The sequence below is a fragment of the Streptococcus sp. CF4-3 genome, assembly GCF_024295385.1.
In the GTDB taxonomy this organism is placed as follows: domain Bacteria; phylum Bacillota; class Bacilli; order Lactobacillales; family Streptococcaceae; genus Streptococcus; species Streptococcus infantis_I.
The window spans coordinates 88140-110677 of sequence record NZ_JANCPN010000005.1 but is presented as its reverse complement, the minus strand read 5'-3'; the positions used below and the strand labels follow the sequence as shown (position 1 = coordinate 110677).

General features: G+C 38.3%; 24 protein-coding genes and 1 tRNA gene. 5 read left to right on the top strand and 20 right to left on the bottom strand.

Annotated features, from left to right (window positions below; genetic code table 11):
- Window positions 1-28: 28 nt before the first annotated feature.
- From NML75_RS06185 to NML75_RS06165, 5 genes are all read right to left on the bottom strand, one after another.
- Complete coding sequence (locus NML75_RS06185; RefSeq protein WP_006148169.1) at window positions 29-574, bottom strand: histidine phosphatase family protein; 546 nt, start codon at window positions 572-574, stop codon at window positions 29-31.
- A gap of 50 nt (window positions 575-624) precedes the next feature.
- Window positions 625-1557 carry an alpha/beta fold hydrolase gene (locus tag NML75_RS06180; protein ID WP_006148168.1) on the bottom strand — a complete coding sequence of 311 codons (933 nt, stop codon included), beginning with the start codon at window positions 1555-1557 and terminating at the stop codon, window positions 625-627.
- 153 nt (window positions 1558-1710) lie between these two features.
- Window positions 1711-1917, bottom strand: a complete 207-nt coding sequence (locus NML75_RS06175; RefSeq protein ID WP_004252454.1) for a hypothetical protein — start codon at window positions 1915-1917, stop codon at window positions 1711-1713.
- 14 nt (window positions 1918-1931) lie between these two features.
- A complete protein-coding gene (locus NML75_RS06170; RefSeq protein WP_004252453.1) occupies window positions 1932-2276 on the bottom strand; it encodes a hypothetical protein in 345 nt (114 codons plus the stop codon).
- 23 nt (window positions 2277-2299) lie between these two features.
- Window positions 2300-2539 carry a hypothetical protein gene (locus NML75_RS06165; RefSeq protein WP_006148166.1) on the bottom strand — a complete coding sequence of 80 codons (240 nt, stop codon included), beginning with the start codon at window positions 2537-2539 and terminating at the stop codon, window positions 2300-2302.
- Between the two features lie 279 nt (window positions 2540-2818).
- Here NML75_RS06165 and NML75_RS06160 point away from each other — a divergent pair, with 279 nt between their 5' ends.
- Window positions 2819-3280 carry a helix-turn-helix transcriptional regulator gene (locus NML75_RS06160; RefSeq protein ID WP_006148165.1) on the top strand — a complete coding sequence of 154 codons (462 nt, stop codon included), beginning with the start codon at window positions 2819-2821 and terminating at the stop codon, window positions 3278-3280.
- A gap of 133 nt (window positions 3281-3413) precedes the next feature.
- Here NML75_RS06160 and NML75_RS06155 read toward each other — a convergent pair whose 3' ends face one another.
- The 10 genes from NML75_RS06155 to NML75_RS06110 form a co-directional block, all read right to left on the bottom strand.
- Entirely contained in the window at window positions 3414-4295 is an 882-nt protein-coding gene (locus NML75_RS06155; protein ID WP_254733515.1) for a class II fructose-bisphosphate aldolase, read from the bottom strand.
- A 147-nt stretch (window positions 4296-4442) separates the two neighbouring features.
- The gene (gene vncS, locus NML75_RS06150; protein WP_004252445.1) at window positions 4443-5762 is read right to left on the bottom strand and encodes a sensor histidine kinase VncS; all 1320 of its coding nucleotides are present in this window, start codon (window positions 5760-5762) and stop codon (window positions 4443-4445) included.
- Window positions 5759-6415, bottom strand: coding sequence for a response regulator transcription factor VncR (gene vncR / locus NML75_RS06145; RefSeq protein WP_006148163.1), 657 nt, complete (start codon window positions 6413-6415; stop codon window positions 5759-5761). The genes vncS and vncR overlap by 4 nt, the downstream gene beginning before the upstream one ends.
- 70 nt (window positions 6416-6485) lie before the next feature.
- The gene (vex3, locus tag NML75_RS06140; protein ID WP_006148162.1) at window positions 6486-7865 is read right to left on the bottom strand and encodes an ABC transporter permease subunit Vex3; all 1380 of its coding nucleotides are present in this window, start codon (window positions 7863-7865) and stop codon (window positions 6486-6488) included.
- 47 nt (window positions 7866-7912) lie between these two features.
- Window positions 7913-8560, bottom strand: coding sequence for an ABC transporter ATP-binding subunit Vex2 (gene vex2 / locus NML75_RS06135; RefSeq protein WP_004252438.1), 648 nt, complete (start codon window positions 8558-8560; stop codon window positions 7913-7915).
- A gap of 13 nt (window positions 8561-8573) precedes the next feature.
- Window positions 8574-9851: an ABC transporter permease gene (locus tag NML75_RS06130; RefSeq protein WP_004252437.1), complete on the bottom strand. Its 1278-nt coding sequence runs from the start codon at window positions 9849-9851 to the stop codon at window positions 8574-8576.
- A gap of 135 nt (window positions 9852-9986) precedes the next feature.
- Window positions 9987-10072, bottom strand: a tRNA-Leu gene (locus NML75_RS06125).
- Window positions 10073-10149: 77 nt separating this feature from the next.
- Window positions 10150-10725: a cysteine hydrolase family protein gene (locus NML75_RS06120; RefSeq protein ID WP_254733516.1), complete on the bottom strand. Its 576-nt coding sequence runs from the start codon at window positions 10723-10725 to the stop codon at window positions 10150-10152.
- Window positions 10725-11513: a GTP-sensing pleiotropic transcriptional regulator CodY gene (gene codY, locus NML75_RS06115; protein WP_006150201.1), complete on the bottom strand. Its 789-nt coding sequence runs from the start codon at window positions 11511-11513 to the stop codon at window positions 10725-10727. The genes NML75_RS06120 and codY overlap by 1 nt, the downstream gene beginning before the upstream one ends.
- Window positions 11514-11785: 272 nt before the next feature.
- Complete coding sequence (locus NML75_RS06110; protein ID WP_074324622.1) at window positions 11786-13360, bottom strand: DEAD/DEAH box helicase; 1575 nt, start codon at window positions 13358-13360, stop codon at window positions 11786-11788.
- Window positions 13361-13698: 338 nt separating this feature from the next.
- Here NML75_RS06110 and NML75_RS06105 point away from each other — a divergent pair, with 338 nt between their 5' ends.
- The 4 genes from NML75_RS06105 to NML75_RS06090 all read left to right on the top strand — a co-directional run bounded on the left by NML75_RS06105 (window position 13699) and on the right by NML75_RS06090 (window position 18426).
- Window positions 13699-15015, top strand: coding sequence for an FAD-containing oxidoreductase (locus NML75_RS06105; RefSeq protein ID WP_254733517.1), 1317 nt, complete (start codon window positions 13699-13701; stop codon window positions 15013-15015).
- Between the two features lie 87 nt (window positions 15016-15102).
- A complete protein-coding gene (gene murT, locus NML75_RS06100; protein ID WP_074324624.1) occupies window positions 15103-16446 on the top strand; it encodes a lipid II isoglutaminyl synthase subunit MurT in 1344 nt (447 codons plus the stop codon).
- Entirely contained in the window at window positions 16446-17228 is a 783-nt protein-coding gene (gatD, locus tag NML75_RS06095; protein WP_061862861.1) for a lipid II isoglutaminyl synthase subunit GatD, read from the top strand. The genes murT and gatD overlap by 1 nt, the downstream gene beginning before the upstream one ends.
- Before the next feature lie 115 nt (window positions 17229-17343).
- Window positions 17344-18426, top strand: coding sequence for a M24 family metallopeptidase (locus NML75_RS06090; RefSeq protein ID WP_061862860.1), 1083 nt, complete (start codon window positions 17344-17346; stop codon window positions 18424-18426).
- Window positions 18427-18472: 46 nt separating this feature from the next.
- On the opposite strand, the gene NML75_RS06085 is transcribed toward NML75_RS06090, so the two are convergent.
- The 5 genes from NML75_RS06085 to NML75_RS06065 form a co-directional block, all read right to left on the bottom strand.
- A complete protein-coding gene (locus NML75_RS06085; RefSeq protein ID WP_254733518.1) occupies window positions 18473-19015 on the bottom strand; it encodes a GNAT family N-acetyltransferase in 543 nt (180 codons plus the stop codon).
- Between the two features lie 300 nt (window positions 19016-19315).
- Window positions 19316-20140 carry an ammonia-dependent NAD(+) synthetase gene (gene nadE, locus NML75_RS06080; protein WP_254733519.1) on the bottom strand — a complete coding sequence of 275 codons (825 nt, stop codon included), beginning with the start codon at window positions 20138-20140 and terminating at the stop codon, window positions 19316-19318.
- Window positions 20137-21597, bottom strand: a complete 1461-nt coding sequence (locus NML75_RS06075; RefSeq protein WP_070677936.1) for a nicotinate phosphoribosyltransferase — start codon at window positions 21595-21597, stop codon at window positions 20137-20139. Before NML75_RS06075 ends, nadE begins: the two co-directional genes overlap by 4 nt.
- Before the next feature lie 107 nt (window positions 21598-21704).
- Window positions 21705-22193, bottom strand: coding sequence for a DUF6773 family protein (locus tag NML75_RS06070; RefSeq protein WP_070677938.1), 489 nt, complete (start codon window positions 22191-22193; stop codon window positions 21705-21707).
- Window positions 22183-22392, bottom strand: coding sequence for a helix-turn-helix transcriptional regulator (locus NML75_RS06065; RefSeq protein WP_001107501.1), 210 nt, complete (start codon window positions 22390-22392; stop codon window positions 22183-22185). The genes NML75_RS06070 and NML75_RS06065 overlap by 11 nt, the downstream gene beginning before the upstream one ends.
- Between the last annotated feature and the right edge of the window lie 146 nt (window positions 22393-22538).

Here is a 22538-nt window from a genome sequence, read left to right as displayed (position 1 = left end):
CAATAAGAATCACTATTTAATCAAAGAACTAATCTTTCATAATTCTTTTCACAATCCCATTTCTATCAATTAGAAAACAATCTGGAAAGGTCATCTGCTCCCATTTTTCATAATCAAAACTGGAATCAAAATGATTGATTAAGATTCCTAGCAAATTTCCATGAGAACTCAGTAAAATGGTTTTATCTGAATACCTTTCTTCCAAGTCCGCAAATAAATCTAAAATTCTATTTAATGCTTCTCGATTGGACTCGCCTCCAATGAGAGATTTATCTGGGTTTTGCCATAAATATTGAATTGTTTTTTCAAACTCAGTATCTTCAATAAATCTTGAGGATAATTTTCTTTCACGTAAACGATTATCAAGTACTATCTTATCAAATTGAACGGGAGAACTATTTACTGTCTCAAAAGCTCGCTTATAAGGGCTTGAAATAAAGTAATCTATTTTACAAGCATTTAAAAACTCCAACTGTTCAAGAGATGAAAATCCTTTTTCTGACAAAGTTCTATTAAAATCATCACTTGAAAATCTTGAATGAGCATGTCTAAGTAAAATATAAGAATTATTCATAAGTCATTCCTTTCAATTATTATCATCAGTCTCAATGGATTTTTAAGCCCTCAATTATTCTCTAAAAATTCTTCAATTCGAGAGACTATTTCATGACTTTGATAATGATAAAGTTCGTGAGGCGCATCCATATAGATGACTTGAACATTAGACTGGTCACTAGAAAATTTCTCTGCATAATGCTGCCATTCGGATTGGCTAAAGGTCGTGCCTTCACCGTTAGAAACAAGGAGTATGGCTGGAATTTTCGGATTGATGCTAGAGGGAACTTTTTTGGCATTTTCCTTTACCAAACGGGATTCATGAAGCATGGCTTGTGACATCAATTGCTTATATGCTAGTAATTTATATTGTTGTCGTTCAGTTTCAGTCAGAGTTGGATTTTTTATATAAAAGGACTCAGGGAAATAGCGTAATAAGCCAATCTTACTGCTCCAATAAGCCACAGTAAGCAAGGCTTGATTATCCTTTAAATCCTCATAACTAGCTGGTAAGGCCCAATCCAGACCAACCAAGGCTTTCACTTCATCAGGATACTTCTCCTGCCAAGCCAGACTTTCAAGACTAGCCATTGAATGAGACAGAATAATAAAAGGACCTGATATATTTGCTTGTGATAGAGCTTGACGTGTCTCAGACAAAACTTCCATCACATCTCTGGAATAATTGCTATCCTCGCTATAACCATAGCCAGCCCGCTCCACGATGACTACCTTATATTTTTTTGATAGGGAATCTGTTAGATTCTTAAAGTCTAATATAGGTGAAGCAATACCAGCACCTGATAGAACTACTATTGTCTCTGGACCATCCCCCTCAACGTAAACATTGATTTTGTGCCCATTAACAAGAACTGTTTGCCCCATAGGTGTTAAAAATTTATTTTCCTTTTGTAAACTGATTCTGTGATAGAAAAATGTAGCGCCTAAAAACAAAAGCATAAGACTAAGGAAGCCAAGAAACCATTTTTTCAGTATTTTCATAGCATTATTGTACACAAATTAGACTCTTTTAGCAACTTAGTATATAGTAGTCTTAAGTATATTCTCTATAAAAGCAACCAAAAAACCCACCTTCACAGGCGGGTTAGTTTGTTAAATAAGATAAAAACATATCTATTGTAGTAAGTAAAAAATCTAAAAACCTAAACGTTCTTGATCCCAATTACCATAATCATCGTATCCAAATCCATCAGGATCCATCGCATCAATACCACATTGTTCTAGAAACCTTGAACAGTCATGACAGTAGTAATCTTCATATCTTTCATCACTAGCTTCCCAATCAATTTCCTTTTTTGTAAACTGTTGTAAGCACTCTCTACATTCGTATAGTTTTGCCATAATATTACCTCTTTTTAATTTTCATTAAAATTTTCAATGTAGTCAATTATTTTTAATTTCATAGATTTTGTAATAGGATATTTTTTAACCAATTCAATAGCTTCTTCCTTAGAAGATGTTTTAAGATGTTCTTTAAGAACAAGCTTTGTAACTTCTTCATAACCTAACTCCGCTATTTTATCGGCTAATAAACCAATAGTTGCTAAAAGAACTATTCCTCCTATCATTCCAAAAGGTCCAAGTGCAGCTAAGGCTGTTGTCAATGCTGCCCCACCTGCTAATCCTGTCGCACTCATTGCTATCATTAATACTACGCCAGGTAAACCAAAAGCTGCTATTTTTTTTACAAGTTCATCCATTATAACTACCCATTTATTTTATATTAACCTACTTTTATTGAATTAACCACAATATATGAATTAATCAAACCAATTTTATATTTTTTGTTCAATATTTTTGCACATTCTAAAACACTGAATTCACTAGACTCTAAGAAGTCCAGTTCTGGACATCTATTTTTTATCAAAAATTCCGTAAACTTTTTAGTAATTATGTTCTTTCTAACCAATAGAAAGAAACACAAAGAAATTAACAATAAGATAAACGCCAATTGAATATCCATAAAAAAACTCCTCTTTATTTTTTATAAATAGTTTTACTGTTAATCATAAAGAAGACAATATTATAAATTCCTCTTTATTTTATACTTTGTAATAACCAATCTTATAATTTAAATCCCTTCTACTTTTATTAGATACAGTATAATATAGAATATTATACTTGTCAAGTATTTTTAACAAATATTTTATTTTTTATCAAATAAAATATTTTTGAGTAGTCAACTATTTAAATTTTATTTTATTTTTGTTATAATAGAAGTAGAAAATTATAGGTAAAAGATATGTTAAAAGAAAAATATCCATCAACAGAAGATACAAGAGCAATTCTACAAAATAACTTAAAAGCTATTCGAGAAATTTTGAATTGGACAAGTTCAGATCTCAGCAATCTTATAGGAGTTACTAAACAAACCATCAGTAATCTTGAAACTCAAAAAAGTAGATTAACAAAACTCCACTATATTGCATTACGTACCGTAATAGATTTTGAAATTGAAAATTTAAAAACTACTGATCAAGACAGAGCTGATAGAGCAGAGTTGTTGCTAAATTTTTTTGATGAATCAGAAAAATATGCGGTGTCTGAGAATAAATCAGTAGATTTTGAACAAATTAGTGAAGCATCTTCATTAATTGCAACCACTTCTACTGTTAAAAATGCTTCTAGAATAATTGGTTCTCTTGCACCAATTATTGGGGCAACAGTTGTTGCAGCCTTAATGAACTCAAATGACAAGAAATAATATTTAGTTCTTAAAACAAAAAGCAAAAAACTTCTAGTTGTTTTTGCTTTTTTATGTGCGATAAAAGAAGTTTTCTGTAAACACAAAAAACCCACCTTCACAGGCGGGTTTCGTTTTGTATTGTTCAGCTAGATTAAGCTTTACCTTCTGAACCGAATACGTCGATACGTTCTTCAACTGATGCTTGGATAGCTTTTACACCGTCAGCCAAGAATTTACGTGGGTCGAAGAGTTTCTTCTTGTCGTATTCTGCTTCGTTTGCTTCGTAGTCACGAGCAAATTTACGAGTTGCGTTAGCGAATGCGATTTGGCATTCAGTGTTAACGTTAACTTTAGCAACACCAAGTTTGATAGCTGCTTGGATTTGGTCATCAGGAATACCTGATCCACCGTGCAATACGATTGGGAAGCCTGGAAGAGCTTCTGTCAATTTTTGCAAGTGGTCAAGGTCAAGACCTTCCCAGTTTGAAGGGTAAGGACCGTGGATGTTACCGATACCAGCTGCTAAGAAGTCAATACCAGTTGCAACCATTGCTTTAGCGTCTTCGATTGGAGCCAATTCACCTTTACCGATGATTCCGTCTTCTTCACCACCGATAGTACCAACTTCAGCTTCTACTGATACACCATTTGCGTGAGCAAATTCTACAACTTTACGAGCTTTTTCAAGGTTTTCTTCAACTGGAAGGTGTGAACCATCAAACATAACTGAAGTATAACCAACTTGAATACACTCAAGTGCATCTTCGTAGTGACCGTGGTCAAGGTGGATAGCTACTGGTACAGTGATACCCATTGATTCTACAAGGTTAGCGATCAAGTTGCGAGCAACTTTGTAACCACCCATGTATTTAGCAGCACCCATTGAAGTTTGGATCAAAACTGGAGCTTTTTTAGCTTCTGCTGCGCGCAAGATAGCTTGAGTCCACTCAAGGTTGTTTGTGTTAAATCCACCAACTGCATAACCGTTGTCACGAGCTGCTTGGACAAATTTTTCTGCTGAAACGATTGCCATTTTATCAGGCCTCCTGTATATTTTTATGGGATATCCCATTTACATTGTTCATTTTATCACTTTTTGACAAAAAAATCTAGTTTTTCCTGTAGTTTAGATTGAATTTCTTCTATCTAAAAATATGGAACTCTCCTCAAAGTCCTAATCTTACAGGTCTTTGGGTAGGTTCATATAAAAGGCTAAGTGGTCTTCATAGCGTTCAAATCGATAGTCAATTTCTTCGTTTTCCAATAAACTTTTAACTACAAATAGTCCCAAACCAGCTCCCTTACTTTGTCGACTAGATACTGTAAAGGATTGTTCAAACTTATCTTGCTCCTCAGGTGTACAGGCGTTCTCAATGAAAACCCAGCCATCTTCTGTCCCAATTTTTAAATAACCACCTTGAACAGAGTGTTTCACAGCATTACTGATAAGATTGGAAAGAATCAGCTTGAGTACCGAAGGATTTAGATAAGTTTGTTGGTCAGTCAGTTGATTCACAACTGATATTTCCCTCTCTTTAGCTAATAAATCATAATCCTTTAAGAGAAAATCTGTCATTTCAAAAAGGTTGATTTCTTCTTTCTTATCTCGCAATTCTTGCACTGAAGAAAGGGATAAGATTTGCTGGACATGGTGACTCAAATCATCCACAATCCCCAAAGAAACTCCCAGATAATGGTCCCGATCTTTATAGCGTCCAATATTGGCTTTCATATTCTCCAGAAGAATCTTTAGACTAGCTAGAGGCGTTTTCAGTTCGTGGGAAGCTCCTCGTAAAAACTCAACCTTCATCTTTTCCAGCTGGAGAATGGCCTCGTTTTTCTCATGCAAATCTGCAATCACAGTCAAGAGATGCTGATAAAGGCTGTTGATTTGTTCTTTAAGATCTCCAATTTCATCCTTAGAATCCACGCGCAACCTCACTTCTGCATCCAAATCCATCATCCGTCGAGTCACTCGTTTGATTTCCAAAATAGGAGCAACAATGGTTCTAGCATAGATAAAGGCGATGAGGAGCGAAATGATGAAAGACGCTAATAAAGTATAAGGTAGAAATTGAAGACTGATGTCTTCTGCTTCTTTCTGCAAATCCATAGAAGCTAAAAACTGCAAGGTCATCGTCTGACCATCCTTAGTTTGAACTTCTCTTTCCTCAATAACTAAGGAGGCCGTCTGTCGTTGTTTATCAATGGGAAGATTATCATTGACTTCCAACTTATCCTGAGTCATCTCTCCCTTAACAGCTCCCTTAATATCACTGCTTTTAGAATAAAGTTCAAGGACTTCCTGAATAGCTTGACTATCTTTGCCTTGGAGAGACTGGGCAATTTCTGTAGCCTTTTGCCCTATGCTCTCCTGACGGTGACTGAGATAGGTCGGAGGAAAGAGGAAATAGATGGCCAAATGCAAACAAATGACCAAGGTAGAAAATACCGAGAAGGTATAGATAAAAATTTTTTTAAATAAACCTGAACGTCTCATTTTCTCTCCAATTTATAACCAACATTGCGCACGGTAAGAATACAGTCTAAATCCAATTTTTTCCGTAGTTCCTTGATATAGACATCGATCACTCTGTCAAAAGGAACCTCATCTGTCATCTTCCATACAGCATCGATAATCTGCGACCGTGTTAAGGCTCGACCTTCATTTTTAACCAGATAGTCTAAAATTTCTAGTTCTTTTGCATTCACTGCAACTTCTTGACCTGCTACTTTAGCGCTATAACTGTCAAAGTCTACCTGGGTGTCCCTATAGGTAAAAATACGACCAGTATCATAATAACGCTTAAAGATGGCATCCACTCGTACCTTTAATAAAGATAGGGAAAAAGGCTTTTCCAAATATCCATCTGCTAATGCAGCAAAGGCACTCATCTTATATTCTTCGTCCTGAAAGGCTGTCAACATCAAGACCGGAACTTGACTGCTTTTACGGATTTCTGACAAAACCTCTAAACCATTGAGTTTCGGCATTTGAATATCTAAGAGAACCAAGGCAACTTGGTGATTGGAAAATTGTTTTAAAGCCTCAAGGCCATCTGCTGCCTGAATGGTTTCATAGCCACAATCCGTCAAATAATCACTAATTCCCTCACGGATCATGTCTTCATCTTCTACAATTAGAATTTTCATATAAATCCTTTTCTATCAAAAATGCTACCTATATTATATCTCATTTGAATGAGAATAGGTAGCATGTTTTTTATTCACTATCTATCAAAAGTTCTTTTGGTTGTTTAAAGAGGAGATTACTTGAAGCAAGTGCCATAACTAGTACTACTAGAACCAAGCCAAGTACAAAGATGATAGCAAAGTCAGAAGGTTGAATGGAAATATCCAAACTTGAAAGAGTCTTGCTAAAGCCATCAACTTCTGCACCACCACCAAGATTAGAGGCCTGGGCTGCCTTACTAGCTTGCTTAGCCACATCTGATGTGACATTTGCAAGAACTGTATTTCCAATGGCACGAGCAGTATAGTTAGCCAAGAAGTAAGCTGAAATTAGTGCTGGAATTGCAATCATAACTGCTTCTGTGATAAATTGTCCTAGAATACTTGCTTGTTTTAGACCAATTGAAAGGAGAATTCCAACCTCTTTACGACGAGCGTTAATCCATAGGGTGAGTAAGAGAGCGAGTAGAAGAACTGAGAAGCTCAAGCTACCCCAGAAGAGAAGATTAGCCATCTTGTACATGCCTGAGATAGATTGTTCGAGGGCAGGATAGTTAGATGAACTCTTAATCAAGCTATACATCTTCCAGTTGATGCCGTTGATAGACCCTAATTCTTGCATGACAGTATCTAGGTTCTTATCTCCAGCCACAAAGAAGGTAGCATCTCCATAAATAGCTGTATCTTCTGTATAACCATAGAGTTGGGCTGCTGTGTGAATATCTGTGATAGCTGTATTCTCATAGAGTTCTTGTGAATAGGTTACAGCAGATTTGTTGTGCCCATCAAAAAGTCCTTTGATCGTTACTTCTACTGTTTCCTTGGCTCCTTTTTCATTATCTGCATCGTAGATATTGGAGTTCAGTTTGACCTTGTCGCCAACTTTCCAGCCATGTTTAGCAGCCAAGTCTTTGTGCATGAGAATCTGGTATTTGTCATCTTTTGTTAAATGCTCACCTTCGACTAGTTTGTAAGAGCCTGACACAAACTTGTCTTCTTTAGAAGAGTCATTAACCCCTGTTATCATCAAGCTACTTCCAAAACGTTGAGCTCGATCTGCAGTTAGATTTTTCTTGGTTTCAGGCGTTTCAATCAGTTCATAGCCTGTCAAATCACCGATAGCATTAATCCGTTTGATGTAGGATTCAATGGCCTTATTCTCAGTAATTTTTTTGATATCTTCACCCTTGATATTCCCCGCACCACGTGGAGTTCCTTGATTGACCCTGCGGTTGATTTGCATGGAGAAACTATTGGTGATATTTTTAAAGGTTTCTTGAGAAGCCTTGGCTGTCGCTCCCTTGATAGACAAGCCGACCAAACTCAAACTAGCCATCAAGAGAATGATAAGAAAGATCACAAGCGACTTAAAAAATTTTCTTGTGACATAGGCAAATGCGTTGTGTAACATAAGATTCCTTTCTAGATTTACTTCAGTTTTTAATATGTTTAAATGTTTTAGTTACTATTTTTTCTTGTTTCAGTCAGTTTCTTATCCTTCAATTCAAGTGTAATATCTGACGCCTGTGCTACTTCCTTGCTGTGGGTCACAACGATCACACACTTGCCTGTTTTCTCAGCGAGAGATTTGAGCAAATCGATGATATCCCCAGCAGTCTTAGGATCCAAGTTTCCTGTTGGTTCATCTGCTAAAATCACTGGTGCTTCCGATACAAGGCTACGAGCAATGGCAACACGTTGTTGCTGCCCTCCTGATAATTGGAGAACATTCCTCTTGATTTGACTTTCATCTAAACCAAGTTCAAGAAGGGTATCCTTGCTAGCTTTTTTATTAACCAAGCGGATATTTTCCAATGGAGAAAGATAATCAATCAAGTTATAGTTTTGGAAAACTAGCGAGATGTGGTGCATGCGATGATAAGAATAACCTTGTTCACGAATATCCTTGCCTTCGAATAAGATAGCTCCTTCGACTGGGCTATCAAGTCCTGCTAATAGAGATAAGAGTGTTGACTTCCCAGCTCCTGATTCTCCGATAATACTATAAAACTTACCAGGTTCAAAATCGTAATTGATTTTATATAATACTGCTTCTGCAGTGTTTTTATAACGATAAGTAAGATCTTGTAATTGTAGTAAAGTCATGATTTCTCCTTTATTAACTGATGGATGATAAAATTTCTTTCGGTGATTTTCTAAATAAAAATAGGAAACAAAGTGCAACTGACAAGCAGCTGATTATAAGTAGGAAGATATAAGATTCTCCAAATGATAGAAGACTTGTTGAAAGATTCGTTGTTTTTGCTAGAGTATCTTGTAATGCAGCTTGGTCGCCACTTGCTAGAACAGTCTTCAAGAGATAGGAAGTAATGGCATTCCCAGCCACAAATGCAGGCAGAATAGATGCCAATGAAACTAGGATGACTTCCAGGCAGAATTGGCTAAAGATTGCTATTTTCCCTTTACCTAGTGCCAATAAAATACCAACCTCGTAAACTCGCTCTCGTAACCAAAGTGACAAGACCAAGATCAGGGCTCCTACACCAGCAATCATAATACCATAGAGGAAAATCTGTAGGAAGGTTTGGAAGGTCGAAACGGAATCCTTGATTTGTTCAAAGGCCTTATTTTCCTTTTCCACTTGGAACCCTTGATTTTCAAGAGATAACTTTTCAACCTCTTGAATGATACTATCCATATCTTTTGGATTTTCTAGATAGAAACGAGCGGCAGTAACTTGAGCTTCCTTATTTCCAAGAAGAGTTTGGCTACTTTCGAAGTCTGTATAGACCGTGTTTTCACTAAAATCTGAGCTAAGACCAGTGAATTTCTCTTGCTTCTTACCTGAGAAAATACCTACGATTTCATAGTCTTGATTTTGTCCACTACTATCTTCTACTGGTCCAGAATTTAAGTTAATCTTATCCCCAAGTTTTAGGTTATTCTTCTTAGCCAATTCCTCGTGGACTAATATTTTCTGGTTATCTCCTTTTTGTAGATGTCTTCCTTCTTTAAGGGTAAAGGCGGAACTTGTAAAAGAAACATCCTTGGAAGAATCTTCTAATGCAATTAAAGTGATGAGATTTTTTTCAGCTTCTGTCAAATCATCCCTTTGGATACTTTGTTCTCCAGTAACGACTTCTTTGTCAGTTAACTTGGCTATTGTTTCTAGCTCAGGTGAAATCTTCTCAAGCCCCTTTATCTTTTTAAGGTCATCTAGTTGAGACAGTTGAAAAGTCTGATCTGCTTCTATTCTTTTAATAGAAAAAGATGTATTCAATGAGCGATAGAGATTATTTTCTACTGTTTTGTTAGACTTCATGAGCGTCAAACAAGCCGATATTCCAGCCAATAATACAAATAAAATCAAGAATAATATGAGACTTCTCAGTCGTTTTCTGCTGACGTAAGCCCAAGCTCTTTGAGTGGGATTCATATAGCACCTCCATATTTGTAAAACCATTATAATATTCAAATATGAAATGTTTATGAAATACCAAAAAAAGAGCAAAAATATTTTTGCTCTTTTTGATGAAAAATAAAAAGCTAGCCAAAGCTAACTATTTTCCTATGCGGAGAGAGGGACTTGAACCCTCACGACCTAAAGCGGTCACAGGATCCTTAGTCCTGCGCGTCTGCCAATTCCGCCATCCCCGCGTCGATTACTTTACTAGTATATCAACTTTGAAAAAAATTGTCAAGACTTTTTTCAGATTTTTTCATCTTGAAATGTATTATTCTGTAATTTCAAGCAAATTTTCATCAACCAATTTCGCACCAAGTGTATTCTTGAAATGACCAAGTGCAAAGGCATGATTCTCAGGCCAAATGGATGCTACTGCTGGTTTCACAACTTCTATCTGGTAACCAAGATTATAGGCATCAATCGCCGTATGCAAGACACAGATATCTGTAAGAACTCCTGTCAAAATGACTGTATCTACCCTACGCTCTCTGAGACGGATATCCAAATCTGTTCCAGAAAAAGCAGAATAGTGACGTTTGTCCATCCAGAAAACACGACTATCATCAGCATATTCCTGATAGAACTCAGCTAGTTTGCCATACAGATTGCGTCCACTAGTCCCAATAATATTATGTGGAGGGAATAGTTTACTTTCAGGATGAAAGACATCATTTTCCTCATGAGCATCGATGGTAAAAAAGATATAATCTCCACGTTCAAACGCCTTTTGGGTCACCCCATATATATCATCAGATATTGCTTGAGCTGGAGTGCCCGCAGTCAGTTTCCCATGATCCGCTACAAAATCTTCTGTATAGTCAATAGAAATTAGTGCCTTAGCCATTAATAGTCCCTCTTTTTCACTTCTTCAAAAATATCTGGAATGAGAACTTTGAGATAAGTTCCTTTCATACCAAGAGAACGACTCTCAATAATCCCTGCCGATTCGAGTTTACGAAGGGCATTAACAATTACAGAACGAGTGATACCGATACGGTCAGCAATGACTGAAGCTGTTAATTGACCTTCATTACCATTTAATTCAGCTAGAATAGCCGATACTGCTCTAAGTTCAGAGTAAGAAAGTGTATTGACCGCCATAGTTACAGCCGTACGACGACGAATATTTTTCTCATCTTCTTCACGTTGGAAGTTCAAGAGTTGAATTCCTACTACAGTGCTTGCAATCTCAACCAGAATCAAATCTTCATCTTCAAACTTTTTATCATTACGCCATATAATCAATGAACCCAAGCGAATCCCTGAGACATGGATTGGAGCAATTGTTGTCAAACCATCTGGGAAATCAGAACGACTCTCAGTTGGGAAAATTGTCAAATCATGCTCTACTGGAAGATTGGCCTCCGTATCGTAGATCATGTTCGCACCTTGCACATAATCTTCTGGGAAAGTCTTTGATTGGAAGAATTGCTCTACTCGGTCATTATTAGTTTTGTAGCGCATAAAGTAGCCCAACAAACGACCCTTGCTATTCACAATACAAGCGTTACAGTCAATAATATCTGCTAATTGACGTGTAATGGCATTATAAGGAAGCTCATCTTGTAATTGCTCCTCCGAACGCTTTAAAATTGATGTGATTTTTCTTGTTTTTTCTAATAAATGTGCCATTTTTTACCTCGCATATAATCGCTTTCATTATATCATAAAATTCTGACTTTTTCAACAATTATCTGAAAATTGTTTATTGAATTGCAATTCAAGTGAATTCGAAAATTTTTCCTATTTTTTATAATTTTCTTATTGACAGCTTCCTGAATTTTTGATAGAATAATATTACAAGATAACAAATTTATAAATACAAACTTCTCGTATTACTTTTTCATATGACTCTCGGTCTCCTTATATATAAAAGCGATCCACCTCAGTGAACCGCTTTTTTGTTATTTATCTCCTTTGTTACGAATAACAAAGCCTGTTTTCTTCTCGCTTGAAGTATTGCGTGGTTTTTTAGTGTCCTTGCGGTAACGCTTCTCTTTATCAAAACGATCCTTTGAACGTCCACCTTTACGATAGTCATCACGACGTCCATTGCCACGGCGATCACGGTCTCGACGGTCATCTCCACGACGGCCTCCTCGACCACCCTTGCCTTTGCCACCGAAGCCACCACCAGATGGTTTAAATGGTAAAGGTTTTTCACGGGCAATCTCAACCTCAGGAAGACTATCTGGGTCTTGAACAGTTAAGCTGAGGATATACATGGCCAATTCTTCTGGGCTGAATTCTGAGGCCAATTGACGAGCATCCTTGCCAAACTTTTCAAAGTTACTACGAATCTCCTCATTCGCAAAATCACGTTCAATTTTCTTAAGAGCTACTTGCTTCTTAGCTTGGAAGGCTTCTTCTGCACTTGCAGGTTTGAGACCTTTCATACGTTTCTTAGTCAAGTTCTCAATGATTTGGAGATAACCCATTTCATTAGGTGAAACGAAGGTAATAGACTGACCTGACTTACCTGCACGTCCTGTACGACCAATACGGTGAACATAACTCTCAGGATCTTGTGGGATATCATAGTTGTAGACATGAGTCACACCTGAAATATCCAAACCACGAGCAGCAACGTCTGTTGCAACTAAGACATCAAGGTTGCCATTTTTAAAATCACGAAGGACACGAAGACGTTTGTTTTGGTCCAAATCTCCATGAATCCCTTCTGCACGGAAACCACGGATTTTAAGTCCACGAGTTAACTCATCCACACGACGTTTGGTACGACCAAAAACGATTGACAACTCAGGTTGATCAACATCCATAAGACGAGTCATGGTGTCGAATTTTTCTTGTTCTTTAACACGGATATAGTACTGGTCTACCAGTTCTGTTGTTAATTCTTTAGCAGCAATCTTGACATGCTCAGGCTCTTTCATGAACTGAACACCAATACGTTTGATGGCATCTGGCATAGTCGCTGAAAAGAGCAAGGTTTGACGATTTTCCGGTACACGAGAGATGATATCTTCAATATCTTCAAGGAATCCCATGTTCAGCATTTCATCTGCTTCATCTAAAATCAAGGTTTCAATATCATGTAATTTCAAAGCCTTGCGTTTAATGAGGTCAAGAAGTCGTCCTGGTGTTCCTACAACGATGTGAGCACCTGATTTAAGAGCCTTGATTTGTTTTTCAATACTTGAACCACCGTATACTGAACGGACTTTCACACCCTTGCTTCTACCAAAGCGGAAGAGTTCTTCCTGACTTTGAACAGCCAGTTCACGAGTTGGGGCAATCACCAAAGCTTGGATAGTTGCTTCTTCTGTACGAATTTTTTCAAGGGTTGGCAATCCAAAGGCTGCAGTTTTCCCTGTACCAGTCTGTGCTTGACCGATAACATCTTTTCCCTCAAGAGCCAAAGGAATGGTTTGCTCTTGGATAGGACTTGCTTCTACAAATCCTGCTTTTTCAATTTCTGCTAACAAATCAGCAGAAAGATTAAATTCATTAAATTTCACGTTATTCTTCTTTCTAAAGATGGTGCGAAGCCATCCTATAGCGCTTAGTTTATACTTTTCTTGTCATGACGTACTTTCAGTTTTTATGAAAGACCGTGTTGCTTCTTTTCCACTAAAGAAAAGTACTGCTTTCTTTGCAACCTATCTAGTATACCATAGACCAGGGCCAAAAGATAGTCTAACCACTTGATTAAATCATGTAAACGATTTTTCTATTTTTGAACTTGATTCTCAAAAGCTTTCGTGAGACTAAATTAGTCCAATATTTTTTCCCGTAGCAGAATTGTGAAAAATTTTTTTTCTTATGCTAGAATGAAATCAAACAGGAGGATTTAAAAATGTTAACATACGATTTAATTGTCATTGGATTTGGTAAGGCAGGTAAGACCCTTGCTGCCAAACTAGCTTCAGCTGGTAAAAAAGTTGCCCTTATCGAACGCAACAAAGCAATGTACGGTGGAACTTGTATCAACATCGGTTGTATTCCAACTAAAACCTTGTTAGTTGCCGCAGAGAAGGACTTGTCATTTGACGAGGTTATGGCAACAAAAAATACAATTACGAGCCGCCTCAATGGTAAAAACTATGCTACTATCGCTGGTACTGGAGTTGATATCATTGATGCCGAAGCCCACTTTGTTTCAAACAAGGTCATCGAAATTCAAGCCGGTGATGAAAAACAAGAACTAACTGCTGAAACAATCGTCATCAACACTGGTGCTGTTTCAAACGTTTTACCAATTCCAGGTCTAGCTACTAGCAAGAATGTCTTTGATTCAACTGGTATCCAAAACTTGGAACAATTACCAGAGAAACTTGGAATTCTTGGTGGTGGAAATATCGGTCTTGAGTTTGCTGGTCTCTACAATAAACTTGGAAGCAAGGTAACAGTCCTAGATGCTCTAGATACTTTCCTACCTCGCGCAGAACCTTCCATTGCTGCTCTTGCTAAACAATACATGGAAGAAGACGGCATTGAACTCCTTCAAAATATCCATACTACTGAAATCAAAAACGATGGTGACCAAGTCCTTGTCGTGACAGAGAATGAAACCTACCGTTTTGACGCCCTTCTCTACGCAACTGGACGTAAACCAAATGTAGAGCCACTTCATCTTGAAAATACGGATATTCAACTAACTGAACGTGGTGCTATCAAGGTGGACAAACATTGTCAAACAAACGTTCCTGGTGTCTTTGCAGTTGGAGATGTCAACGGTGGACTTCAATTTACCTACATTTCACTAGATGACTTCCGTGTTGTTTATAGCTACCTTGCTGGTGATGGCAGTTACACACTTGAAGACCGTCTCAATGTGCCAAATACCATGTTCATCACACCTGCCCTTTCACAAGTTGGTTTGACTGAAAGCCAAGCAGCTGATTTGAAACTTCCATATGCTGTTAAGGAAATCCCTGTCGCTGCTATGCCTCGTGGTCACGTAAACGGAGACCTTCGTGGAGCCTTCAAAGCTGTTGTCAACACTGAAACTAAAGAAATTCTAGGTGCAACTATCTTTTCAGAAGGATCACAAGAAATCATCAACATTATTACTGTTGCTATGGACAACAATATCCCATACACTTACTTCACAAAACAAATCTTCACTCACCCAACATTGGCTGAAAACTTGAATGACTTGTTTGCGATTTAATTATAGAAAGCAGTCCGATAGCGGGCTGTTTTTCTTTTTCTAAAATCTCAAATCTGTCTTTTCCAGCATTTATGATATAATAGAAACATGAAATTAAAAACTACTTTGGGCCTTCTTGCTGGGCGTTCTTCTCACTTTATTTTGAGCCGTCTTGGCCGTGGAAGTACGCTGCCTGGAAAACTCGCCCTTCAATTTGATAAAGATATTCTACAAAATTTAGCGAAAAACTACGAGATTGTTGTGGTAACTGGTACCAATGGAAAAACCTTGACGACCGCTCTCACTGTCGGTATCCTAAAGGAAATTTATGGTCAAGTTTTAACTAATCCTAGTGGTGCCAACATGATAACAGGAATCACGACTACTTTCTTGACTGCAAAATCTTCAAAAACTGGAAAAAATATAGCAGTACTTGAAATCGACGAAGCTAGTCTCTCACATATCTGTGACTATATCCAGCCTAGTCTTTTCGTTATCACTAATATCTTCCGCGATCAGATGGACCGATACGGTGAGATCTATACGACCTACAACATGATTTTGGACGCTATTCGAAAAGTTCCTACTGCTACTGTCCTGCTGAACGGTGATAGTCCGCTTTTTTACAAGCCTGCAATTTCAAATCCTGTTCAGTATTTTGGTTTTGATCTAGAAAAAGGTCCAGCGCAACTTGCTCACTACAATACTGAAGGTATTCTCTGCCCTGAATGTCAAAGTATTTTAAAATATGAGCTAAATACATATGCCAACTTGGGAGCTTATATCTGTGAGAATTGTGGATGTAAACGTCCTGACTTGGACTACCGTTTGACAGAATTGGTTGAGTTGACTAACAATCGTTCTCGTTTTGTTATTGACGGTCAGGAATATGGTATTCAAATAGGTGGTCTCTACAACATCTACAATGCTCTGGCTGCAGTTGCTATCGCCCGTTACCTAGGCGCTGATTCTCAACTGATTAAACAAGGATTTGATAAGAGTCGTGCTGTCTTTGGACGACAAGAAACCTTCCATATCGGTGACAAGGAATGCACACTGGTTCTTATTAAAAATCCTGTTGGTGCTACCCAGGCCATCGAAATGATCAAGCTAGCTCCTTACCCATTTAGTCTATCTGTTCTCCTCAATGCTAACTATGCTGATGGGATTGATACCAGCTGGATTTGGGATGCTGACTTTGAGCAAATTACGGATATGGACATTCCTGAAATCAATGCAGGTGGAGTTCGTCATTCTGAAATTGCTCGTCGTCTACGTGTTACTGGCTACCCAGCTGACAAGATCACTGAAACAAGTAGCCTGGAACAAGTTCTTAAAACAATTGAAGCTCAAGACTGCAAGCATGCCTATATCCTTGCGACATATACGGCTATGCTAGAATTCCGAGAATTGCTAGCCAATCGTCAACTTGTTAGAAAGGAGATGAACTAATGGTTTATACTTCACTTTCCTCAAAAGACGGCAATTATCCTTACCAACTAAATATTGCCCACCTCTATGGGAATCTCATGAACACCTACGGAGATAATGGGAATATCCTCATGCTCAAGTACGTCGCTGAAAAGCTAGGGGCACATGTAACAGTTGATATCGTTTCTCTCCACGATGAGTTCGATGAACATCACTACGATATTGCCTTTTTCGGTGGTGGCCAAGACTTTGAACAAAGTATCATTGCTGGTGATCTACCCGATAAAAAAGATAATATTGATAACTTTATCCAAAATGATGGTGTCGTTCTTGCTATCTGTGGTGGCTTCCAGCTATTAGGCCAATACTATATTGAAGCTTCTGGAAGACGCATCGAAGGTCTCGGTGTCATGGGACATTACACACTCAACCAAACCAATAACCGATTCATTGGTGACATTAAAATTCATAACAAAGAATTCGATGAAACCTACTATGGTTTTGAAAACCACCAAGGCCGCACCTTCCTCTCAGATGACCAAAAACCATTAGGGCAGGTTGTTTACGGAAATGGCAACAACGAAGAAAAGGTCGGTGAAGGTGTTCACTATAAAAATGTTTTCGGTTCTTATTTCCACGGACCTATTTTATCCCGTAATGCAAATCTAGCCTACCGTTTGGTCACTACTGCCCTCAAGAAAAAATATGGTCAGGACATTGTCCTTCCAGCTTATGAAGATATCCTTAGCCAAGAAATTGCTGAAGAATACAGCGATGTGAAAAGTAAGGCAGAATTCAACTAATCTTTCTATTCCAACATGCTATTAGCTGTTGGAATTTTTTTGTAGTCTTTTCCCCTTCTCCCTTGCAATTTCTCCTAAATTTTGCAAAAATAGAGGGGTAGAAAGAAGGTAGCATATGTCTAAATTACAACAAATCTTAACTTATCTTGAATCAGAAAAGCTAGACGTCGCTGTCGTATCTGACCCCGTCACAATTAATTACCTCACTGGTTTTTACAGTGATCCACACGAACGTCAAATGTTCCTTTTTGTCCTTGGAAACCAAGAACCACTTCTCTTTGTGCCAGCCCTTGAGGTTGAACGTGCGACTAGCACTGTCTCTTTCCCAGTAGTTGGCTACGTGGACTCTGAAAACCCTTGGAAGAAAATTCAAAATGCTCTTCCACAGCTTGATTTCAAACGTGTAGCAGTTGAGTTTGACAATCTCATCTTGACTAAATACCACGGTTTGAAAACTGTCTTTGAAACTGCTGAGTTTGATAACTTGACTCCATTGATCCAACGTATGCGCTTGATTAAATCAGCTGACGAAGTGCAAAAGATGATGGTTGCAGGTGTTTACGCCGACAAGTCTGTTAAAGTTGGTTTTGACAATATCTCTCTTGATAATACGGAAACTGATATCATTGCGCAAATCGATTTTGCTATGAAACGTGAAGGCTATGAAATGAGCTTCGACACCATGGTTTTGACTGGTGATAATGCTGCGAATCCACATGGTATTCCTGGAGCCAACAAGGTCGAAAACAATGCACTTCTCCTCTTTGACCTCGGTGTGATGGTGAATGGTTATGCATCAGATATGACTCGTACAGTCGCTGTTGGAAAACCTGACCAATTCAAGAAAGATATTTACAACTTGACTCTAGAAGCTCAACAAGCTGCCCTTGACTTTATCAAACCTGGTGTGACTGCTCATGAAGTAGACCGAGCTGCTCGTGAAGTAATCGAAAAAGCTGGCTACGGTGAGTACTTCAACCACCGTCTCGGTCACGGTATCGGTATGGATGTCCACGAATTCCCTTCAATCATGGAAGGAAACGACATGGTTATCGAAGAAGGCATGTGCTTCTCAGTTGAGCCTGGTATCTACATCCCTGGTAAAGTCGGGGTCCGCATCGAGGACTGCGGTGTTGTTACGAAGGATGGCTTCGACCTCTTTACAAGTACCAGCAAAGATCTGCTTTATTTTGATTAAAAAGTATATTATAAAAAATAAGATGGAAAAGTTATTCTTTTCCATCTTATTTTTTGATTTGATAATAAATTTTATCAGCTATATAACCTTTTCGTTCAACTGCATTTGGAATCGTCTTCCAAAAAGTCATACCCGCCTTTTCCATAACACGACCAGATACTGGATTTAAACTTGCATAGCAAGCATCAACCTCTTTAAATCCAATCTCATCTAGACAGTATGATAAAACTGCCTTCAAAGCTTCTGTCATGAGTCCTCGTCCCCAGTAGTCCATCCCTAAGATATATCCAATCTCACAGCTAGATTTTTCTTCATCCATACTGACCAGACTAATATCTCCAATGACATAGTCTGGATTTTCTTTGAGACAAATGGCCCATTTGTAATAGTTAGGATTGTCATAGGATGCTACCCAATTGCCAATAGAGTTTCGAGTCTGTTCGACATTCAGGTGTGGATTCCAAGTCACATAGGTTAGATTATCTAGACGAGAAGCCCAATTCTCAAACATGGCTTGAGCATCACCTTCCACAAATCTCCTCAGTATCAATCGTTCAGTTTCTATTGGTTGTGTACCTAGTGCTTTCATGATGCTAACTCTCTTTCTATTTTATGGATGGGCTCAAACTTGCATTGACCTATCTCAGTCTCCTATTTCAAGTTATAAAGTGAAAAAGGTTCTCCGGACCTTCTTCGCTTTTGTATTTCTAAGATCAGGGTAAAAACACTTTACTCATAAACATTGAGAAAACAACAGTTTCCTCTAATTTCATGACGCAGTAGCTGTCTGGCTTGCGGGGGTGAGACTACGAAATCGATCTCTTCGAGTTACCGACCTGCCTCGTTCTCCTGTTTCTAGACTCGGGGTAAAAACCTCCCCCGGAGGTTTTTACTCCCAAAACGTATCAAACACTGTGATTGGTAGGTGGCGTTTGTGTTGGCCTTTGTACCACCATTTTTCAATGATTTCTTGGGCTTCTGGGCTGATTTGTTTACCTTCCAGATAGTCATCAATCTCTGCGTAGGTTACACCGAGTGCAACTTCATCTGCCAATCCTGGTTTCTCTTCTTCTAGATCGGCAATCGGTACTTTTTCATAGAGAGCAGGATCAGCTCCGAGCTCCTTCAATAGTTGTTTTCCTTGACGTTTATTGAGGCGATAGAGTGGGAGAATATCTGCACCACCGTCACCAAACTTGGTAAAGAAACCTGTGATATTTTCCGCAGCATGGTCTGTCCCGATAACAGCTCCGCTATGAGCTCCTGCGAGTGCATATTGGGCAATCATCCGGCTTCTAGCCTTGATATTCCCTTTATTAAAGTCTAACATTGGACTACCAGTAGCCTCTACTGCCGCTGCCATTGCATCTACAGAATCCTTGATATTGACCACCAAACTCACATCTGGCTGGATAAAATCTAGTGCTTTTTGGGCATCATCCTCATCTGCTTGAATTCCATAAGGCAGGCGAACTGCTATAAATTTATAAGAATCATCACCGGTTTCAGCTCGCATTTCTTCTATAGCTAGTTGGGCAAGGCGACCAGCTAAAGTCGAGTCTTGACCACCAGAAATTCCTAATACATAACTTTTAAGGAAGGGATGTTTCTTCAAATATCTTTTTAGAAAGTCAATGGAACGACGGATTTCTTCTTGAGGGTCGATGACAGGTTTAACCCCTAATTGCTGGATAATGGTCTCTTGCAAACTCATTCTTCTTCTCCTTCACCTAGAGCTGCCTTACGCATCTTGTCAATCAAGTCCATCTTATCTTGCCAAATATCATGCGCTAAGTCTACTGGATAATGTTGTGGGTTAAGAACACGTTTGTATTCATCCCAAAGCTTATCAAATTCCTTGCGAGCATAAGCTTGAATTTCAGGTAGACTCGGTGAATCATAGATTAGTTTTCCATCCTTGAAAATATCCACCAAGAGAGGAACTGCATCAAAATTGCGGACAGTTTTCTTGATATAAGTATAGGTTGGGTGGAACATCTTGAGTTCAGTCATACTTGACACATCAACGCCGTCATAGGTAATATAATCACCTTCAGATTTTCCTTTTTCACGACTGGTAATGCGCCAAACTTGTTTCTTACCTGGAGTTGAAACTTTTTCAGCATTGCTAGAGAGTTTGATAGTATTGCGCATCTGACCATTTTCATCTTCAATGGCAACAACCTTATAAACTGCTCCTAGAGCTGGTTGGTCATAGGCTGTAATGAGCTTAGTTCCTACACCCCAAACATCAATCTTAGCTTTTTGCATCTTGAGGTTAAGGATGGTATTTTCATCAAGGTCATTGGATGCATAAATCTTAGCATCAGTAAATCCTGCCTCGTCCAGTTGTTGACGAACCTTTTTAGAAATATAGGCGATATCACCAGAGTCAATACGAACACCAAGGAAATTAATCTTGTCACCGAGTTCACGCGCAACCTGAATTGCTGCTGGAACACCGATGCGAAGAGTATCGTAGGTATCCACTAGGAAGACACAGTTTTTGTGAGTTGAGGCATAAGCCTTGAAAGCCTGATAGTCATTGCCATAAACTTGAACTAAAGCATGAGCATGAGTTCCTAAAACCGGAATACCAAAGAGCTTACCTGCACGTACATTACTAGTTCCATTGGCACCACCAATAACAGCCGCACGTGTTCCCCAGATAGCTGCATCCATCTCTTGCGCACGACGTGTACCGAACTCCATCAAAGGCTCATCTTCAATGACCGAGCGAATACGAGCTGCCTTGGTCGCAATCAAGGTTTGAAAATTAACAATATTCAAAAGAGCTGTTTCAACCAATTGACACTGCGCTAAAGGTCCTTCCACTTGAACAATCGGTTCATTAGCAAATACTAAGTCCCCTTCTTGAGCAGAACGCACCGTCAACTCTAACTTGAGATTACGGAGATATTCCAGGAAGGCACCATGATAACCAAGTGACTCCAAATAAGCTATATCGCTATCAGAAAAGCGCAGGTTTTCTAGGTAGTTCACAATGCGTTCCAAACCTGCAAAAACAGCATAACCATTTTTAAACGGTTGTTGGCGGAAATAAACTTCAAAAACTGCTTTCTTGTTATGAATTCCTTGGTCGAAGTAAACCTGCATCATGTTAATCTGATACAAATCTGTGTGCAATGTTAAACTGTCATCTGGGTACATATACTGTCCTTCTTCCTTATTTGTAAAAAGAAGAAAATATTTCTTCTTTTCTCATAAATTAGTACTATTATAACACATTTTACCAAGATGGAGAAAAAGCTAACAAGCTATTCCATACTCTCAAGTTCATCCATATCCTGTTCAAACTTTTTCTGAGCCCATTCTCCATAACTCTTAAGGCCGAGATTGCCAATAAAGACCCAAGGAAGATAAAGGAGATATGTAATGACCCAAGCATAAATGTATTTAAAATGTAAAGGGTTGTGCTGGTAAATTTCGATATTGAACTGATAGTTTTGTAGCATCAAGCTAGCTGTAATCACTAGAGTTAATAATAGGCATCCTAAAATTGTAAAATGAAAACGACTATAATAGGTTACACCTAGACTTCGAGCACGGTTGAAAAAGTAAAAATTCCCTATGATGATAATTACGAGAAGCATGCTGGGAGTAAAAAGGCTTGGTGCTAACACCGATATGATATAAGCTAGAAACAACAATCCGATAGAGATATGAAAACTCTCTGCCCATGCTTTATTCATCAGTTGTTCTTCTCTTTCGTCTAGTAATTGATAATAATAAAATTTATTTTTCATCTTCTTCCTCCCAAAATAATTGATCCAGCGTTTTACCTAAACACCTGCAAATGGATTGGCAAAGTGAAAGCGAAGGATTGTACTTTCCAGCTTCTATCAAACCGATAGTCTGCCTAGTGACACCCACAGCTTCTGCCAAATCACCTTGTGTCATGTCAAGCTCCACTCGAGCTAACTTTAATTTTAAATTCTTAGCCACTTGTTACCTCCTCCTTAATTTTAAAAGTCGCGCTTCTTTTTTCACCTTTATTATATCATATATTTTACATTATGAAATATATATCTGTCATTTTGTGGGATTTTTTTTACAAAAAACTCTACCACTTACATGATAGAGAGTTCTCT

Coding starts and splice junctions, on each gene's coding strand:
- murT (WP_074324624.1), top strand. CDS start 15,103: ATGAAATTAAAAACTACTTTGGGCCTTCTTGCTGGGCGTTCTTCTCAC.
- NML75_RS06180 (WP_006148168.1), bottom strand. CDS start 1,557: ATGAAAATACTGAAAAAATGGTTTCTTGGCTTCCTTAGTCTTATGCTT.
- gatD (WP_061862861.1), top strand. CDS start 16,446: ATGGTTTATACTTCACTTTCCTCAAAAGACGGCAATTATCCTTACCAA.
- vex3 (WP_006148162.1), bottom strand. CDS start 7,865: ATGTTACACAACGCATTTGCCTATGTCACAAGAAAATTTTTTAAGTCG.
- NML75_RS06175 (WP_004252454.1), bottom strand. CDS start 1,917: ATGGCAAAACTATACGAATGTAGAGAGTGCTTACAACAGTTTACAAAA.
- vncR (WP_006148163.1), bottom strand. CDS start 6,415: ATGAAAATTCTAATTGTAGAAGATGAAGACATGATCCGTGAGGGAATT.
- nadE (WP_254733519.1), bottom strand. CDS start 20,140: ATGAGTTTGCAAGAGACCATTATCCAGCAATTAGGGGTTAAACCTGTC.
- NML75_RS06085 (WP_254733518.1), bottom strand. CDS start 19,015: ATGAAAGCACTAGGTACACAACCAATAGAAACTGAACGATTGATACTG.
- NML75_RS06155 (WP_254733515.1), bottom strand. CDS start 4,295: ATGGCAATCGTTTCAGCAGAAAAATTTGTCCAAGCAGCTCGTGACAAC.
- NML75_RS06075 (WP_070677936.1), bottom strand. CDS start 21,597: ATGTACCCAGATGACAGTTTAACATTGCACACAGATTTGTATCAGATT.
- NML75_RS06105 (WP_254733517.1), top strand. CDS start 13,699: ATGTTAACATACGATTTAATTGTCATTGGATTTGGTAAGGCAGGTAAG.
- NML75_RS06130 (WP_004252437.1), bottom strand. CDS start 9,851: ATGAATCCCACTCAAAGAGCTTGGGCTTACGTCAGCAGAAAACGACTG.
- NML75_RS06160 (WP_006148165.1), top strand. CDS start 2,819: ATGTTAAAAGAAAAATATCCATCAACAGAAGATACAAGAGCAATTCTA.
- NML75_RS06120 (WP_254733516.1), bottom strand. CDS start 10,725: ATGGCTAAGGCACTAATTTCTATTGACTATACAGAAGATTTTGTAGCG.
- NML75_RS06170 (WP_004252453.1), bottom strand. CDS start 2,276: ATGGATGAACTTGTAAAAAAAATAGCAGCTTTTGGTTTACCTGGCGTA.
- vex2 (WP_004252438.1), bottom strand. CDS start 8,560: ATGACTTTACTACAATTACAAGATCTTACTTATCGTTATAAAAACACT.
- NML75_RS06090 (WP_061862860.1), top strand. CDS start 17,344: ATGTCTAAATTACAACAAATCTTAACTTATCTTGAATCAGAAAAGCTA.
- NML75_RS06165 (WP_006148166.1), bottom strand. CDS start 2,539: ATGGATATTCAATTGGCGTTTATCTTATTGTTAATTTCTTTGTGTTTC.
- NML75_RS06070 (WP_070677938.1), bottom strand. CDS start 22,193: ATGAAAAATAAATTTTATTATTATCAATTACTAGACGAAAGAGAAGAA.
- NML75_RS06185 (WP_006148169.1), bottom strand. CDS start 574: ATGAATAATTCTTATATTTTACTTAGACATGCTCATTCAAGATTTTCA.
- vncS (WP_004252445.1), bottom strand. CDS start 5,762: ATGAGACGTTCAGGTTTATTTAAAAAAATTTTTATCTATACCTTCTCG.
- codY (WP_006150201.1), bottom strand. CDS start 11,513: ATGGCACATTTATTAGAAAAAACAAGAAAAATCACATCAATTTTAAAG.